The organism is Klebsiella sp. F11 (assembly GCF_056712265.1).
The window spans coordinates 247,456-263,181 of sequence record NZ_CM160060.1; the positions used below are offsets into that span (position 1 = coordinate 247,456).

Annotated in this window: 9 protein-coding genes and 4 pseudogenes; 7 read left to right on the forward strand and 6 right to left on the reverse strand. The window is 59.2% G+C overall.

Annotated features, from left to right (window positions below; all coding sequences use genetic code 11):
* Positions 1 to 26 precede the first annotated feature (26 nt).
* Positions 27 to 350, reverse strand: a pseudogene (gene bcsG, locus AC1M2H_RS01275) (cellulose biosynthesis protein BcsG); the annotation flags it as partial.
* Between bcsG and AC1M2H_RS01280 the strand changes: the two are divergent.
* The 4 genes and pseudogenes from AC1M2H_RS01280 to AC1M2H_RS01295 all read left to right on the forward strand — a co-directional run.
* A pseudogene (locus AC1M2H_RS01280) lies at positions 340 to 708 on the forward strand (cellulose synthase subunit BcsC-related outer membrane protein); the annotation flags it as partial. The pseudogenes bcsG and AC1M2H_RS01280 overlap by 11 nt on opposite strands.
* A 239-nt stretch (positions 709 to 947) precedes the next feature.
* Positions 948 to 2,954, forward strand: coding sequence for a biofilm formation regulator HmsP (gene hmsP / locus AC1M2H_RS01285; protein ID WP_480150006.1), 2,007 nt, complete (start codon positions 948 to 950; stop codon positions 2,952 to 2,954).
* Positions 2,955 to 3,109: 155 nt separating this feature from the next.
* Positions 3,110 to 4,396, forward strand: a pseudogene (locus AC1M2H_RS01290) (dicarboxylate/amino acid:cation symporter).
* Positions 4,397 to 4,614: 218 nt separating this feature from the next.
* Positions 4,615 to 6,111 (forward strand): M16 family metallopeptidase, encoded by a 1,497-nt coding sequence (locus AC1M2H_RS01295; protein ID WP_480150007.1) that lies wholly within the window; start codon positions 4,615 to 4,617, stop codon positions 6,109 to 6,111.
* Between the two features lie 57 nt (positions 6,112 to 6,168).
* Here the strand turns inward: AC1M2H_RS01295 and kdgK are convergent, their stop codons facing one another.
* Positions 6,169 to 7,098, reverse strand: a complete 930-nt coding sequence (gene kdgK / locus AC1M2H_RS01300; RefSeq protein WP_480151814.1) for a 2-dehydro-3-deoxygluconokinase — start codon at positions 7,096 to 7,098, stop codon at positions 6,169 to 6,171.
* Positions 7,099 to 7,292: 194 nt separating this feature from the next.
* On the opposite strand from kdgK, the gene AC1M2H_RS01305 reads away from it, so the two are divergent.
* Positions 7,293 to 9,344 (forward strand): AsmA family protein, encoded by a 2,052-nt coding sequence (locus tag AC1M2H_RS01305; RefSeq protein ID WP_480150008.1) that lies wholly within the window; start codon positions 7,293 to 7,295, stop codon positions 9,342 to 9,344.
* Between the two features lie 47 nt (positions 9,345 to 9,391).
* Here AC1M2H_RS01305 and AC1M2H_RS01310 read toward each other — a convergent pair whose 3' ends face one another.
* From AC1M2H_RS01310 to AC1M2H_RS01320, 3 genes are all read right to left on the reverse strand, one after another.
* On the reverse strand, positions 9,392 to 10,714 hold the full coding sequence (locus AC1M2H_RS01310; RefSeq protein WP_480150009.1) for an MFS transporter: 1,323 nt from the start codon (positions 10,712 to 10,714) through the stop codon (positions 9,392 to 9,394).
* Between the two features lie 269 nt (positions 10,715 to 10,983).
* Positions 10,984 to 12,015: an inner membrane protein YhjD gene (gene yhjD, locus AC1M2H_RS01315; RefSeq protein ID WP_480150010.1), complete on the reverse strand. Its 1,032-nt coding sequence runs from the start codon at positions 12,013 to 12,015 to the stop codon at positions 10,984 to 10,986.
* A gap of 122 nt (positions 12,016 to 12,137) precedes the next feature.
* The gene (locus AC1M2H_RS01320; protein ID WP_480150011.1) at positions 12,138 to 13,037 is read right to left on the reverse strand and encodes a LysR family transcriptional regulator; all 900 of its coding nucleotides are present in this window, start codon (positions 13,035 to 13,037) and stop codon (positions 12,138 to 12,140) included.
* A 118-nt stretch (positions 13,038 to 13,155) separates the two neighbouring features.
* On the opposite strand from AC1M2H_RS01320, the pseudogene AC1M2H_RS01325 reads away from it, so the two are divergent.
* Positions 13,156 to 13,911 (forward strand): annotated as a pseudogene (locus tag AC1M2H_RS01325) (SDR family NAD(P)-dependent oxidoreductase); the annotation flags it as partial.
* A protein-coding gene (locus AC1M2H_RS01330) for an IS3 family transposase (protein ID WP_480151815.1) occupies positions 13,909 to 15,095 on the forward strand; the annotation gives its coding sequence in 2 pieces (ribosomal slippage) (positions 13,909 to 14,185 and positions 14,185 to 15,095; 1,188 coding nt in all). The pseudogene AC1M2H_RS01325 and the gene AC1M2H_RS01330, both read left to right, overlap by 3 nt.
* A 49-nt stretch (positions 15,096 to 15,144) precedes the next feature.
* Here the strand turns inward: AC1M2H_RS01330 and AC1M2H_RS01335 are convergent.
* Complete coding sequence (locus AC1M2H_RS01335; protein ID WP_480150012.1) at positions 15,145 to 15,693, reverse strand: GNAT family N-acetyltransferase; 549 nt, start codon at positions 15,691 to 15,693, stop codon at positions 15,145 to 15,147.
* Between the last annotated feature and the right edge of the window lie 33 nt (positions 15,694 to 15,726).

The following is a 15,726-nucleotide window of genomic DNA, read 5'->3' on the forward strand; positions in this document are numbered from 1 at the left end:
GTGATACCCGGCGGCCTTTTTCGTTTTTACTGCGGATACGGTACCCAGCTTCCGCCATTCAGCTGGACGTAAGGTTTGCCCTGATACTGAATGACGATGGCGTTGGCGTTCTCCGAGACCGCAGCGCTTTGCGGCAGGTTGGCGGTGTACTGCGGCCAGTTGACGTTATCCTCGGTAAACATTTTGCCGTCGAGGGCGCGAACCACCAGTTCAGAGATTGCCAGATAGCTGCTCGGCTGGTCGATAATCAGCGGCGCGCCCTGGCGCGGCGCCTTCATGCCGAAGAACTTCACCGCCGCCGGTACGTTAGTGATCGACGGGCTCGGGATATCGCGCAGGCCGGAGACCTGGCGCCAGCGCACCGAAAACTGGTCGTGGGAACTTGGCGGCTCCGTCTCCTGGTCACACTCGCGGACGAAAACCGAGGCGCGCTACCCGCTGCTGAACCTGATTCCCACCGGGTATCGCGCCTATGCCAGCCAGTTTAGCGAGGAGGGCAGCAGCAGCCAGGGCTTTGGCTATACCGCCCGGGCGCTGGTCGAGCGGCGGGTGACCGGCAACTGGTTCGTGGGCGCGGCGGTCGATATCCAGCAGGCCAAGGACTAAACCCCGAGCCACGCGCTGCTCTACGTGCGCTACTCGGCCTCCGGCTGGCAGGGCGATATGAATATGCCGCCGCAGCCGCTGGTTCCCTACGCGGATTGGTAGCAGAATAGGCTGAATTACGCGATCAACCGTCACTCCACCCCCGTGTTCGCGTATACTCGTCGTACTTCGCGCCGCGGGGCTAATCGGCACGCCGGCCCGGCGCTTCGTACCCGTCCTGGCGCCTCGTTTAGCGCTCTTTGCCGGGCGTTTGCGAGCTATTTTGCAGAGATAAGCCGCCTGAAAATACCGGCGTTGATGGACGGAATCCGGACAGCATTCAGTATCAGTGGAGAACACAGTTGCGCGTCAGCCGCTCACTTACAATTAAACAGATGGCGATGGTCGCAGGCGTGTCCATGGCCTTTGTATTGGTTTTTTGCTCTATTTTGCTCTTTCACTTTGTGCAACAGAGCCGCTTTACTACGGCCACGCAGTTAGAAAGCATCGCCCGTTCCGTTCGCGAACCGCTCTCCGCGGCTATTCTGAAGGCGGATATTCCGGAGGCGGAAACCATTCTCGGTCGTATCCAGCCTGCTGGCATCGTCAGCCGGGCGGACGTGGTGCTGCCGAACCAGTTTCAGGCGCTGCGGATGCGCTTTATTCCCGAGCGCCCGGTTCCGGTGATGATTACCCGTATGTTTGAGCTGCCGGTACAGATATCGCTGCCGATCTACTCCCAGGAACGACCCGCTAATCCGCAGCCGCTTGCCTATCTGGTGCTGCAGGCCGACTCATACCAGATGTATAAATTCGTGATGAGTACGCTTTCTACGTTGGTGACTGCTTACTTCCTGCTGGTGCTGGTTCTGACGGTGGCGATCACCTGGTGCATCAACCGGCTGATCGTCCGTCCGCTGCGCAAGGTGGCGCGTGAACTCAACGATGTTCCGCAGCAGGAGCGTCTCGGGCATCAGCTGACCCTGTCGCGGCTGCATCATGATGATGAGATAGGCATGCTGGTGCGCAGCTACAATCGCAACCAGCAAACCCTGCTGCGCCGGCACGATGAGCTCTCTTTACAGTCCACCCGCTTCCCGGTCTCTGACCTGCCGAATAAGGCCTTCCTGATGGCGCTGCTTGAGCAGGCGGTGGCGCGCCCGCAAACCTCGGCGCTGCTGGTGGTCGCCTGCGAAACGCTGCAGGATACCGCCGGCGTCCTGAAAGAGGCCCAGCGCGAAATACTGCTGCTGACCCTGGTGGAAAAGCTGCGGGCAATCATCCCATCGCGTATGGTGCTGGCGCAGGTTAGCGGCTATGACTTTGCGATTCTGGCCAGCGGCATCACCGAGCCCTGGCAGGCGGTGACATTAAGTAAGCAAGTGCTCACTGCTATCAGCGAGAGCCTGCCGCTGCAGGGTATTCAGCTTCGCCCCTGCGCCAGCGTCGGAATTGCGATGTTTAATGGCGAACTGAGCGCGGAGCAGCTCTACCGACGGGCGTTTTCCGCCGCCGTCGCCGCGCGGCGCAAAGGTAAAAACCAGATTGAATTTTTCGATCCGCAGCAGATGGAGAAGGCGCAGCGTCGGCTGATGGAGGAGCACGATATTCTGGCCGCGCTGGAAAATCAGCGCTTCGCCATCTGGCTGCAGCCGCAGGTGAATACCGCCAGCGGCGAAGTGTGCGGCGCGGAGGTCCTGCTGCGCCAGCGCCAGGAGGACGGCAGCTGGCTGCTGCCGCCGGATCTGATGGCGCGTATTGAGGCCTGCGGGCTGATCGTTCCGGTCGGCTACTGGGTGATGGAAGAGGCCTGTCGCCAGCTTGCGGCATGGCAAAGCCGGGGCATTATGCTGCCGCTATCGGTAAACGTGTCGCTGCTGCAGCTGCTGCATCACGACCGGGGCGCAGAGATGCTGACCCTGCTCGCGCGCTATCGTATTGCGCCGGGCACGTTGATTATCGACATTACCGAAAGCCGCCGGCTGGACGATCCGCAGATGGTGGTCTCCCTGCTGCGCCCGCTGCGCGAGGCGGGCGTGCGCATCGCCCTCGATGATTTTGGCATGGGTTACGCCGGGTTGCGCCAGCTCCAGCATATGAAGCCGCTGCCGGTGGATATCCTGAAAATCGATAAGGCTTTCATCGATATGCTGCCCGAAGATGTCAGCATGGCGCCGGCGATTATTCAGCTGGCGCGCGGTCTTAACCTGCGCATCGTGGCGGAAGGCGTAGCGAGAGAGGAGCAGCGCCGCTGGCTGCATGAGGCCGGCGTCGAGACGGCTCAGGGCTCCCTGTTCGGTTGCGCCTTACCGCAGGAGGCGTTTGCGGCGCAGTTTTTACCGCTGAATGAAGAGGGTGAAAACCTGTAACGGGATGCTGACTTGTGCGAGTCAGCTCAAAGTTTTTAACAATTTCGTTGCAATATTACGCTTAGTTATTTCTGAAATGTTTCCCGGGTGTTACTTTTAAGCCACAGACGCCATATAACCCTTCCAGGTCTGTGGTTATACCCAAAGGACACCCTATGAAAACCTCCTTCTTCAAAAGCCTCTATTTTCAGGTTTTGTCGGCCATTGCGATCGGTATTCTGCTGGGCCATTTCTACCCGGAACTGGGCGCGCAGATGAAACCCCTCGGCGACGCCTTCGTTAAGCTGATTAAAATGATTATTGCTCCGGTTATCTTCTGCACCGTCGTGACGGGGATTGCCGGGATGGAAAGTATGAAGGCCGTTGGCCGTACCGGTGCGGTCGCGCTCCTCTATTTTGAAGTCGTCAGTACTATCGCGCTGATTATCGGCCTGATCATCGTCAACGTCGTGCAACCCGGCGGCGGTATGAACGTCGATCCGGCGACCCTCGATGCGAAGGCCGTGGCGGTCTACGCCGAGCAGGCAAAAGATCAGGGCATCGTCGCCTTCCTGCTGGATATTATCCCCGGCAGCGTAATTGGCGCGTTTGCCAGCGGCAATATCCTGCAGGTGCTGATGTTTGCGGTGCTGTTTGGTTTTGCCCTGCACCGTCTGGGCAGCAAGGGCCAGCTGATTTTCAACGTTATCGAAAGCTTCTCGCAGGTGATCTTCGGCATCATCAACATGATTATGCGCCTCGCGCCGATTGGCGCCTTCGGGGCGATGGCCTTTACCATCGGGAAATATGGCGTCGGCACCCTCGTGTAGCTGGGCCAGCTGATCGTCTGCTTCTACCTGACCTGTATTCTGTTTGTGGTGGTGGTGCTGGGCACCATCGCGCGGATGACCGGCTTTAGCATCTTTAAATTTATCCGCTATATCCGCGAAGAGCTGCTGATTGTGCTCGGGACCTCCTCGTCCGAATCGGCGCTGCCGCGCATGCTGGATAAGATGGAGAAGCTGGGTTGCCGTAAATCGGTGGTGGGGCTGGTGATCCCAACCGGCTACTCCTTCAACCTCGACGGTACCTCCATCTACCTGACGATGGCGGCGGTATTTATCGCCCAGGCGACCAACAGCCATATGGATATTTTCCATCAGATAACGCTGCTGGTGGTGCTGCTGCTCTCCTCGAAAGGCGCCGCGGGCGTTACCGGCAGCGGTTTTATCGTCCTGGCAGCCACGCTTTCCGCGGTGGGCCATTTACCGGTTGCCGGCCTGGCGCTGATCCTCGGTATCGACCGCTTTATGTCCGAAGCGCGCGCCCTGACCAACCTGGTGGGCAACGGCGTGGCGACTATCGTGGTGGCGAAATGGGTGAAAGAGCTGGATACCCAACAGCTGGATGATGTCCTGAATAACCGCACTCCGGCGAACAAATCGCAAGAATTATCCTCTTAAATCCATCTGTTAGGCCGTTGTCCCTTGCTGGACTCCGGCCTCCTGCGCATAATTAGGTATCGCTCCCCTGGGTTGGGGAGTGATACTAAATGATTATTTTACGTCTCCGTGCGACATTTTCCTCTCCGCGTGGTCTAACCGACGTACTTACTCACCATATTTTTGGCAGCCCTCCAGCGGGCTGCTTTTGTAACCAGGAACGTTCATCAGGGGTTCACATGCAGGGCACAAAAATTCAACTCTTAACGGGTGGTTTGCTGATGATGGCAGCGGCCGGTTATGTGCAAGCAGAAGCGCTCCAGCCGGACCCGGCCTGGCAACAGGGAACTCTCGCCAACGGGCTTCAGTGGCAGGTTTTAGCCACTCCGCAGCGTCCTAGCGATCGTATTGAAGTCCGCCTGTTCGTCAATATTGGCTCGCTGAGCGAAAGCACTCAGCAGAGCGGTTTTAGCCGCTTTATTCCCCGCCTGGCCTTGACGCAGAGCGGCAGCCTGCCGACGATGCAGGCGCGCTCCCTGTGGCAGCAGAGCATCGATCCGAGCCGCCCGCTACCGCCGGCGATCGTCTCCTATAGCGACACCATGTTTAACCTGAGCCTGCCGAATAACCGCAACGATCTGCTGAAAGAGGCGCTGAGCTGGCTGGCTGACGCCAGCGGGAAGCTGACGGTAACGCCGGAAGCGGTAAATCACGCCCTGCAGGGCAGCGATATGGTGGCGACCTGGCCGCTGGATACCAAAGAGGGCTGGTGGCGCTATCGCCTGAAAGGCTCTGCCATGCTGGGGCATGACCCCGCCGCGTCGCTGAAAAATCCGCTCGATGTTGCGCAGCTGAAAGAGTTTTATCAGAAGTGGTACACCCCGGACGCCATGACGCTGATCGTGGTGGGTAACGTCGATAGCCGCAGCGTCGCGGAGCAAATTAACAAAAACTTCGGCGAGCTGAAGGGCAAACGGGAAACGCCGGCCGCGGTGCCGACGCTGGCTCCGCTGCCGACGACGCCGGTCAGCATTATGACCAATACCGTGCGTCAGGATAAGCTGTCGCTCATGTGGGACTCTCCGTGGCAGCCGATTCGCGATTCGGTCGCGCTGCAGCACTACTGGCGCGACGATCTGGCGCGCGAGGCGCTGTTCTGGCACGTGCAGCAGAACTTGAGCAAAAACAATATCAAAGACGTGAGCCTCGGCTTTGACTGCCGGGTGCTGTACCAGCGCGCCCAGTGCGCGATCAACATTGAATCGCCGGGCAACAAGCTCAACGCGAACCTGATCGCGGTATCCCGCGAGCTGGCGAAGGTCCGCGATAACGGGCTACCGCAGGAAGAGTTCGATACCCTGCTGGCGCAGAAAAATCTCGAACTGCAAAAGCTCTTCGCCACCTACGCGCGTACCGATACCGATATTTTGATCAGCCAGCGCGTCCGCTCGCTGCAGAATCAGGTGGTGGATATCGCGCCGGAGCAGTACCAGAAGCTGCGCCAGGAGTTCCTTAATTCTCTGACCGTCGATATGCTGAATCAGTATCTGCGCCAGCAGCTGTCGCAGGATATGGCGCTGGTGCTGCAGCAGCCGCAGGGCGAGCCGGAATTTAACATGAAGGATCTGAAGGCGACGTGGGAGAAACTGATGCTGCCTGCGCCAACGGCGACGGTCGGAGGCGGCGAGGCGGCCGACGCGCACAGCGACGCAACGGATATTCCCCCCGCCCAGTAGGCCGGTTGACGAGGGGCTTCCCGGGCTGCGGCCGCTATGGCGTAGCCCGGGCGAGCGTTACTGCGGCATCGCTTCGCGCGGAATAATAGCCCCGCGATGCTGAATCACCGTGCTGGCGGTCAGGTGCCCGCGGGCGGCTGCGGACTTCGCGTCGCCGCCGGTCAGGCGCACTGCGAGGTAGCCGGCGCTAAACGAATCGCCGGCGGCGGTGGTATCCACCACCTTCTCTTTCGCCAGCTTCACGGCTGGGATCTCCTGCTGCGGCTCGCCGACAATCGACACCAGGCACGAATCCGCCCCGCGTTTTACCACCACCTCTTTGACGCCGGCGGCGTGCGTGCGGGCAATCACCTCTGCTACCGGTTTTTCACCCCATAGCGCATCTTCGTCATCCAGCGTCAGGAAGGCGATATCGGTACAGGTCAGCATTTGCTGATAAACCTGCTGAGTCTCTTCTTTGCTGGCCCACAGGCGCGGGCGGTAGTTATTGTCGAAGATCACCTGCCCGCCGTTAGCGCGGCATTCGCACAGCAGCGTGAGCAGCTTCTCGCGGCTCTGCGGGCTGAGAATGGCGAGGCTGATTCCGCTGAGATAGAGGTAGTCAAAGGTCGCCAGCTCTTCGCAGATCGCGGCGGACTGCTCGCTTTCGAGCCAGAATTTTGCCGCCGCTTCGTTGCGCCAGTAGTAGAACGTGCGCTCGCCGGTATCGTCGGTTTCGATGTAGTACAGCCCCGGCAGACGATCGGCCATGCGCTGGATCAGGTCGGTTTTGACCTCCTCAGCCTGCCAGGACTCCAGCATCTGCTGGCTGAACGCGTCCGTCCCCAGCGCGGTCACGTAGTGCACGGCGAGCGCGCTGGCGTCGGTCTGACGCGCAATATAGACCGAGGTATTCAAGGTATCGCCGCCAAATCCACGGTTTACCGCCGCGTTTTTCTCTGACAGCTCAATCATACATTCGCCGATAACGGCAATTTTTTTAGACATCATCATGACCCGAGATTGAATCGAAATTAGCGCTAGTGTGCGCCGCGTCGTTTTTATGGTCAATCATATTAAAACATCGTTCCATTATTTTTTTGACATCGCGCGCGTAATGTGACGAAAAGCGCATTTGGCGGAGAAAGATGCGCTTTTCAACTATATTCAGGACTGACGAGGAGCAAAGGAGCTGAGAGGGTATGACCACAACCCGCAAGACGATTGCCATTATCTCGGGAACGATAGTCCTGGTTATTGTTCTGTTTTTCATCGTGCTGGCGACCTTTGACTGGAACCGCCTGAAGCCAACCATTAACCAGAAGGTCTCCGCCGAACTGAACCGGCCATTTGCCATTCGCGGCGACCTCGGCGTGGTCTGGGAGCGGCAGCGCGACGAGCGGGGCTGGCGGAGCTGGGTGCCCTGGCCGCACGTCCATGCCGAAGATATCGTCCTCGGCAACCCGCCGGATATCCCGCAGGTCGTGATGGTGCACCTGCCGCGCGTCGAAGCCACGCTGGCGCCGCTGTCGCTGCTGAGCAAAACGGTGTATCTACCGTGGATTAAGCTGCAGCAGCCCGATGCCCGGCTGATCAGGCTCTCTGAGAAAAGCAATAACTGGACCTTTACCCTCGGTTCGGACGACGCTGCGGCCAGCCAGGCCGCGCCATCCGACTGGTCTTTCCGGCTGGATAATATTCTCTTCGATCGCGGGCGGATCGCCAATACCGACAAAGTGACGCGCGCCGATATTACCCTGACGGTCGACCCGCTGGGCAAACCGCTGCCGTTTAGCGAGGTCACCGGTACGGCAGACAAAGAGGGGCCGCAGAAGGTGGCGGACTACGTTTTTGGGCTGACGGCGAAGGGGAGCTATCGTGACCAGCCGCTCTCCGGCAGCGGTAAAATTGGCGGCATGCTGGCGCTGCGCAGCGAGGGGACGCCGTTCCCGCTGCAGGGCGACTTTCGCTCCGGCAATACCCGGGTAGCCTTTAGCGGGACGGTGAACGACCCGCTCAGCCTCGGCGGCGTCGATCTGCGCCTCAAGTTCTCCGGCGATTCGCTGGGGGATTTATACGATCTCACCGGCATCGTCCTTCCGGATACGCCGGCGTTCTCCACCGACGGACGCCTGCGGGCGGTCTTCAATCAGCAGAGCGGATCGCGCTTTAGCTATCGCGATTTTAACGGCCGCATCGGCGAAAGCGATATTCACGGCTCCATGACCTACACCACCGGCAAGCCGCGGCCGAAGCTGGAGGGCGACGTGGAGTCCCGCCAGCTGCGCCTGGCGGACCTCGGGCCGCTGATTGGCGTGAACGCAGACGGTAAGGCGAGCAAAACCGGGCAGCGTAAAGGCGAAGCGGCGCCGCAGCCGGCCGGGAAAGTCCTGCCCTACGATCGCTTCGAGACCGATAAGTGGCAGCTGATGGATGCCGACGTCCGCTTCAAGGGGCGGCGGATTGAACACGGCGGCACGTTGCCGATTAGCGACCTCAATACCCACGTTATCCTCGAGCGCGGCGATTTGCGCCTGCAGCCGCTGCGCTTTGGCCTCGCCAACGGCACCATCGCCGGCAGCCTGCACCTGCAGGGCGATAAAAAGCCGCTGCAGGGCAGCGCCAACCTGCAGGCCAGGCGCCTGAAGCTCAAGGCGCTGATGCCGAAGGTGGAGATGATGCAGAAGACCCTCGGCGAGATGAACGGCGATATGCAGCTGCGTGGCACCGGTAACTCGGTGGCGGCGCTGCTGGGCAACAGCAACGGCAATATCAAGCTGCTGATGAACGATGGCCTGATTAGCCGCAACCTGATGGAAATTCTGGGGCTGAACGTCGGTAACTATCTTATCGGGCAGATCTTTGGCGACGACGAGGTGCGGGTCAACTGCGCGGCGGCGAACGTTGACGTGGTTAACGGCGTCGCGCGGCCGCAGATCTTTGCCTTTGATACCGAAAATGCGCTGATTAACGTCACCGGCACCGCCAGCTTCGCCTCGGAGCAGCTCGACTTAACCATCGACCCCGAAAGCAAGGGGCTGCGCATTATTACCCTGCGCTCGCCGCTGTACGTGCGCGGCACGTTTAAATCGCCGAACGCCGGGGTGAAGGTGGGGCCGCTGATTGCGCGCGGTGCGGTTGCGGCCGCGCTGGCGACGCTGGTCACGCCGGCGGCGGCGCTGCTGGCGCTGGTGTCGCCGGCGGAGGGCGAAGCCAACCAGTGTCAGACGATTTTATCGCAGATGAAAAAGTAGAAGAGTAGAGGAGAGATGCCCGGCGCGGCGCGCCGGGCAGTAAAGGGTTACAGCGACCGGTGGCGGGTTTCGTGGGTCAGCAGCAGCGCAATCAGCGTCAGCGCGGCCATCGAAGCCAGATAGATCCCCACCGCCGTCAGGCCGTAGTTGCCCTGCAGCCAGGCGGCGATATAGGGCGCAACGGAGGCGCCAAGAATCGAGGATACGTTATAGGAGAACGATGCGCCGGTGTAGCGTACTTCCGTCGGGAACAGCTCCGGCAGCAGGGCGCCCATTGGGCCGAAGGTCAGCCCCATCAGGCTTAAGCCGATCAGCAGAAACGCGAAGACCAGCGCCGGCTGACCGGAACCCAGCAGCGGTTTAAAGGCGAACAGAGCGAAGAGAATAATCATCGAAGTGATGACGATCATGCTCTTACGACGGCCAAACGCGTCCGCCAGCAGGCCGGCAACCGGCACCATCACGCCAAAGCCAATCACCGCCATCATCAGCATCCACAGCACTTCATTGCGCGGCAGGCCGAGGCCCACCGGCGCCGCGCCGGTGCTGAAGGTCATCGAGTAGACGGTCATGATATAGAACAGGGTATAGGTGGCCAGCATGATAAAGGTGCCGAGCACGGTGACCCGCACGTGCTTAGTCAGCAGCGTCCCCAGCGGGATTTTCACCTGTTTCTTCGCCGCGGCGATTTTGGCGAAGACCGGCGTTTCATGCAGCGAAACGCGGACATACAGCCCGATAATCACCAGCACCGCGGAGAAGATAAACGGTACGCGCCAGCCCCACGCCATAAACTGCTGGTCGGTCAGCAGCCAGGAGAGCAGCAGGAAGGTGCCGTTGGCGAAGAAGAAGCCGATCGGCGCGCCCAGCTGCGGGAAGGAGCCGTACAGCGCGCGCTTGCGCGGCGGGGCGTTCTCGGTGGCCAGCAGCGCCGCGCCGCCCCATTCGCCGCCCAGGCCCAGCCCCTGACCAAAGCGCGCCAGCGCCAGCAGCATCGGCGCCAGAATGCCGATGCTCTCATAGCCCGGCAGCAGGCCGATGACTACGGTAGAGATCCCCATGGTCAGCAGCGAGGCGACCAGCGTCACCTTACGGCCGACGCGATCGCCGAAGTGGCCGAACAGCGCTGAGCCAATCGGGCGCGCGACGAAGGCAATGGCGAAGGTTGCCAGCGACTGTAGCGTCGCGGCGGCCGGATCGCCCTGCGGGAAGAAGATATGCGGAAACACGATAACCGCGGCGGTGGCGTAAATGTAGAAGTCGAAGAACTCAATGGCGGTACCGATGAGTGAGGCAACGACGACCTTATTGCGCGAGTTAACCGGTGTGGTTTCCTGCGCCTTGTCGAGCGTGGTGGCTGTGGCTTGCATAGATCTTTCTTATTTTTAGCGAACGAAAGGCCATATAGCCACAGCAAAAGCGACATTTCAATCTGTAACAGGGGGCGGGAGAGGCGAAAAAATGGGCAAAAAGCGGATAATTTTCGTGCCTGTAAAATATCTTCTATGAAATGCTTCACATAAATAAAATAATGGCAGATAAAACCAGGTTTAGGTTAAATAAAAGTTACGCATTGGATTTATCTGCTGAAATGATCGATCGGGCTGAATGATACCTCTCCATTCAGCCCGCTACGGCATCAATCGTGGGTTTTCCCCGGCATCCGGCGGTCGTCTTTATACTCGGCGGTGGCAATCCACGCCGCGCAGAAAAGCGTCAGGCGCGCGAAGAAATAGAAAAAGGCCATCAGCCCTAAAACGGAGCCAAACGCGGCGCCCGACGGCGACTTCACCAGCGCCGGCAGCGTCCAGGTCATGACGATTTTAATCACCTCAAAGCCGATTGCCGCAATCAGCGTGCCGCGAATCAGCGCCTTGCGCCGCGGACGGTGGCGCGGCAGACGCCAGAATATCCAGAAAAACAGCAGGTAGTTGGCGAAAATCGAGATCCCGAGGCCAATCAGCCGCCAGGCCGGTTTTAGCCACTCAATGTTATCGAGATACAGCGCGGAGATAATGGTCTGCTGCGCGGCGCCGGCAATGGAGGTAATGGAGAGGGTAATAATCAGGGCGACCAGCAGGCCGATTAATGAAATAAAGTCGCGGAAGTATTTTACCCAGATCTTTTCCTGATCCTGCGGCGTACGTTCCCAGACGTCGCGGGACTGGGCGCGAATGGCTTCCCGCAGGTTGCCCATCCAGTTAATGCCGGAATAGAGCGCGACCAGCAGTCCGACGATGCCGACGGTGGTGCGCTGCTGAACCGCGGTACTGATGGTGTTCTTCAGCGTCGCCGCCAGCGTCGGATCGCTGACGTTGAGCAGGATTTTATCGAAGATGTCCTGCAGCAGCGTCGGATGCCAGGTGAGGACAAAGCCGGCGGCGGCGAAGGAGACCATCAGTATCGGGATCATCGACAGAAACGAGAAGTAGGTGATGGCCGCGCCGAACTGATTGCCCAGGCGGTCGTTGAAGCGCTCGGCCGCGCGGATCAGGTGCGCAATAATCGGATTCCGCTGGACCTTTTCCGCCGTCCCGGTCACGCTTTTCAGCGCCTGGTTCGCTTTCTGCCCCACGGCGGATTCGTTGATGGCGGCCAGCTTGCTTTTACTTTTTTCCGGCTGCTGGCCCGGATCCTGGGTCGGGCGTGTGGCGTCGTTTTCCGGTGTCATTAGTTATTTCTTCCTTTCTTTACAGCGAGATTCAGCAAAAATTATATACGCAAAATGCCGATTGCGGCGGCGGAGCGGTAAACCCGACCGCGCGCCGGCAGGCAAAACGGGCCCGCCGCGGGTTAATCGACGTACTCTTTCATCACCTTACCCAGCCACTCCATAAACAGGTGTACGCGGCGCGAAAGATTGCGCCGATGCGGATAGATAATCGAGACCGGCAGCGGTTCCGCGCGGTATTGCGGCAGAATTTCAATCAGCTCGCCGGTACGCAGCGCGTCACGAACGCCGATGCGCGGCGCCTGAATAATGCCCAGCCCGGCGAGGCAGGCGGCCTGGTAGGTCTCGGTGCTGTTGACGGTCAGTATGCCGCCGGTTTTCACCCAGCGCGCGGCGCCGTCGCTGACAACCTCAAAACCCGCCGGACGGACGCCGAGAGTGCTGGCATAGTGGATCAGGGCATGATCGCCGAGATCGTCAAGAGAGTGCGGGTAGCCGAAGCGCGCCAGATACTGCGGGCTGGCGCAGTTAATTTGCGTCAGCTTACCCAGAGGACGGGCGATCAGCCCGGAATCTTTCAGCGCGCCGACGCGAACGACGCAGTCGAATCCTTCGCGGATCACGTCAACCAGCCGGTCGCTGCTGCTCAGCTCGAGCTCGATCCCCGGATACTGCTGCAAAAAGGCCGGCAGCCGCGGAATAATCAGCTTTGCTGCCACGCCGATGGGCATATCTACCCGCAGCCGTCCGCTGATGCTGGAGGGATCGTGCTGGAATATTCCGTCCAGCTCCTCGAGGTTGCTCAACAGGTCTTTAGCGCGCTCGTAATAGACCATCCCGTCCTGCGTCAGCTGCACCCGGCGGGTGGTGCGGTGCAGAAGGCGTGCGCCGAGGTGGCTTTCCAGCGCCTGGATCTGGCGCGACACGCTGCCTTTCGGCAGGCCCAGGGTGTCGGCGGCGCGGGAAAAGCTCTCCAGCTCCGCCACGCGAATGAACAGCTGCATTGCGTGAATTTTATCCATGCCTGAGGCCCATTGTTGTTTTCAAAGAAACAGTAAAACGTAATCTAGCGTATTTATTGTTTTCCTGTCAGCTAATAAGCTCTTTAACGATGCAAACGCAACCGATAAGGGGTTTCTGATGACGCAACGTATTGCTTTAGTGACCGGCGGCAGCCGTGGATTGGGAAAAAACGCGGCTCTGAAGCTGGCGGCGAAGGGAACCGATATTATCCTGACCTACCACAGCAACCGGCAGGCGGCGCTGGAAGTTGTCGCTGAAATCGAACAAAAAGGGGGTAACGCTGCGGCATTAGCGCTTAACGTCGGCGATACGGCGAGCTTCGAAAGCTTTGTTCTGCAGGTGGAAAAACTCCTGCAGCAGCGCTGGCAGCGCGGCACCTTTGATTATTTATTAAACAACGCCGGGATTGGTCTCAACGTCGCCTTTGCTGAGACCCGCGAAGCGCAGTTTGACGAGCTGATGAATATCCATTTTAAAGGCCCGTTCTTTCTGACCCAGCGTCTGCTGCCGCTGCTGCAGGACGGCGGGCGCATCCTCAACGTCTCAAGCGGGCTGGCCCGCTTTGCGCTGCCGGGATACGCCGCCTATGCATCAATGAAAGGGGCGATGGAGGTGCTGACCCGCTACCAGGCAAAAGAGCTGGGCGCGCGCGGGATCTCGGTGAACGTTATTGCGCCGGGGGCCATTGAGACGGACTTTGCCGGCGGCGTGGTGCGCGATAATGCGCAGGTAAACCAGCATATCGCGGCGCAAACGGCGCTGGGGCGGGTAGGGCTGCCGGACGATATCGGCGATGCGATAGCGGCGCTGCTGAGCGACGATCTGCAGTGGATGAACGCCCAGCGCGTGGAGGTTTGCTGTGGTCGAATAATCAGGACACTAAACTTACATCCAAAATGGAGGTGTTTAGTGAATCAGAAGCGAAAATTTACGCCAGAATTTAAGAAGGAAACGGTGGCCCTGGTGCTGACGCAAAATTACTCCATTGCGCGTGCCGCAACTTCTTTGGGGATCAGCGCCAAAACATTGCGCAGTTGGGTCGCCGCCGCGCGCCAGCGCCATGAAAGTCCGCTTAGTGAAGATGAACAAGCTGAACTCCGAAGGCTACGTCTAGAAAACAAAGAGTTACGCATTGAGAAGGAAATATTAAAAAAGGCGAGCGCCTTCTTTGCGAAGCACATGTCGTGAGATACCAGTTTATCCTCGATAACGCAGGTAATTACAGGCTACGGACGCTTTGTCGCGTGATGCGCATTAGCCCGTCCGCATGGTATGCCTGGCGAAAAAAGCCGATAGCCTGCCCGTCGAAAGATACCGCAGTCAGGGTGATGCTCAAGGCGTTATTCTCTGCCAGTCGGGAAAGTGCCGGGAGCCGAACGCTGGTTAAAAAGCTCCGTGAAGAAGGCGTCACCATAAGTCGTTGGCGCGTTAGAAAAATCATGAGCGAAGAGGGACTTCTCTGCCGGCAACTCCGTGCCTGGAAGGTCACAACGAAACCGAAGAAAGGGGCTGATTTTGCACCAAATCTGTTGAATCAGAACTTCAATCCTCCCGGACCGGACCAGATATGGGTGAGTGATATTACGTATCTGAAAACGGGTGAAGGCTGGTTGTACCTGGCTGCGATCATGGATTTATATTCCCGCCGGATCGTCGGTTGGCACATTGACAAGAAAATGACATCGTCGCTGGTTTGCCGGGCTCTCATGCAGGCTTACAACCTGCGCAATCCACCGACAGGGCTGGTCGTCCATACCGATCGTGGAGCGCAGTATACCAGCAAGCGCTTCCAAACGCTGTTAACCAGTTACGGACTCAGAAGCAGCATGGGAGATGTTGGCGCCTGCTGGGATAACGCGGTAATGGAGCGTTTTTGGGGCAGTTTGAAACATGAATGGGTGCTGTTGATCCCGCAGCAGACGCGGGCAGGTATGAAACGTGATGTTGCAGACTATATGCGTTATTACAATCTTGACAGAAACCATGCTTCGAATGGGTATTTATCGCCAGTGCGATATGAACAGATGGCTGAGAAAAAAGTGTCCTGTTTAACTTGACCAGATCAGTTTCCGGCGGGATGTACCTGTAGGCCCCCAGGCCGCGGCGCTAGCCCGCCGCGGAGGCGGAGCGGTGATAGTCGCGCGGCAGCAGGCCAAATAGCCAGTCGTTATGCCAGCGGCCGTTGAGCCAGTAGCATTCGCGCAGCTCGCCCTCCAGCAGAAAGCCGGTTTTCTGTAACAGGCTTTTCGAGGCGATGTTGCCGGCGGTAACGGTGGCGGTCAGGCGACGAACCCCGCCTGCGGAAAAGGCGAAATCGCACAATGCCTGCAGCGATTCGTAGCCGTAACCTTTGCCCTGGGCCTGGGGAGTGAAGAGGAATCCAACCTCAGCGCAGTCGTCCTCGTGGTGCCGATAGCCGGTTATGCCGAGCGGCACATGGGTGTGTCGATCGCGGACGATCAGGCACAGCCAGTGCCTGGCGCCCGGCGCCCACGGCGCCAGGCGGGAATCGAACGCTTCGCGGATCTCGGTGAGCGGGCGCGAGTCGGCAATATAGAGCATCACCTGCGGATCGCGCTGCAGGGCTAAAAAGAAGGACCAGTCATCCAGCTGCAGCGGCGAGCAGCGCAGCCGTGGCGTAAGCAGTTCGGGCATCGGTAAGGGTTCCAGCACAGGTCAATAGCCTGA

Coding starts and splice junctions, on each gene's coding strand:
- AC1M2H_RS01295 (WP_480150007.1), top strand. CDS start 4,615: ATGCAGGGCACAAAAATTCAACTCTTAACGGGTGGTTTGCTGATGATG.
- kdgK (WP_480151814.1), bottom strand. CDS start 7,098: ATGTCTAAAAAAATTGCCGTTATCGGCGAATGTATGATTGAGCTGTCA.
- AC1M2H_RS01305 (WP_480150008.1), top strand. CDS start 7,293: ATGACCACAACCCGCAAGACGATTGCCATTATCTCGGGAACGATAGTC.
- AC1M2H_RS01310 (WP_480150009.1), bottom strand. CDS start 10,714: ATGCAAGCCACAGCCACCACGCTCGACAAGGCGCAGGAAACCACACCG.
- yhjD (WP_480150010.1), bottom strand. CDS start 12,015: ATGACACCGGAAAACGACGCCACACGCCCGACCCAGGATCCGGGCCAG.
- AC1M2H_RS01320 (WP_480150011.1), bottom strand. CDS start 13,037: ATGGATAAAATTCACGCAATGCAGCTGTTCATTCGCGTGGCGGAGCTG.
- AC1M2H_RS01335 (WP_480150012.1), bottom strand. CDS start 15,693: ATGCCCGAACTGCTTACGCCACGGCTGCGCTGCTCGCCGCTGCAGCTG.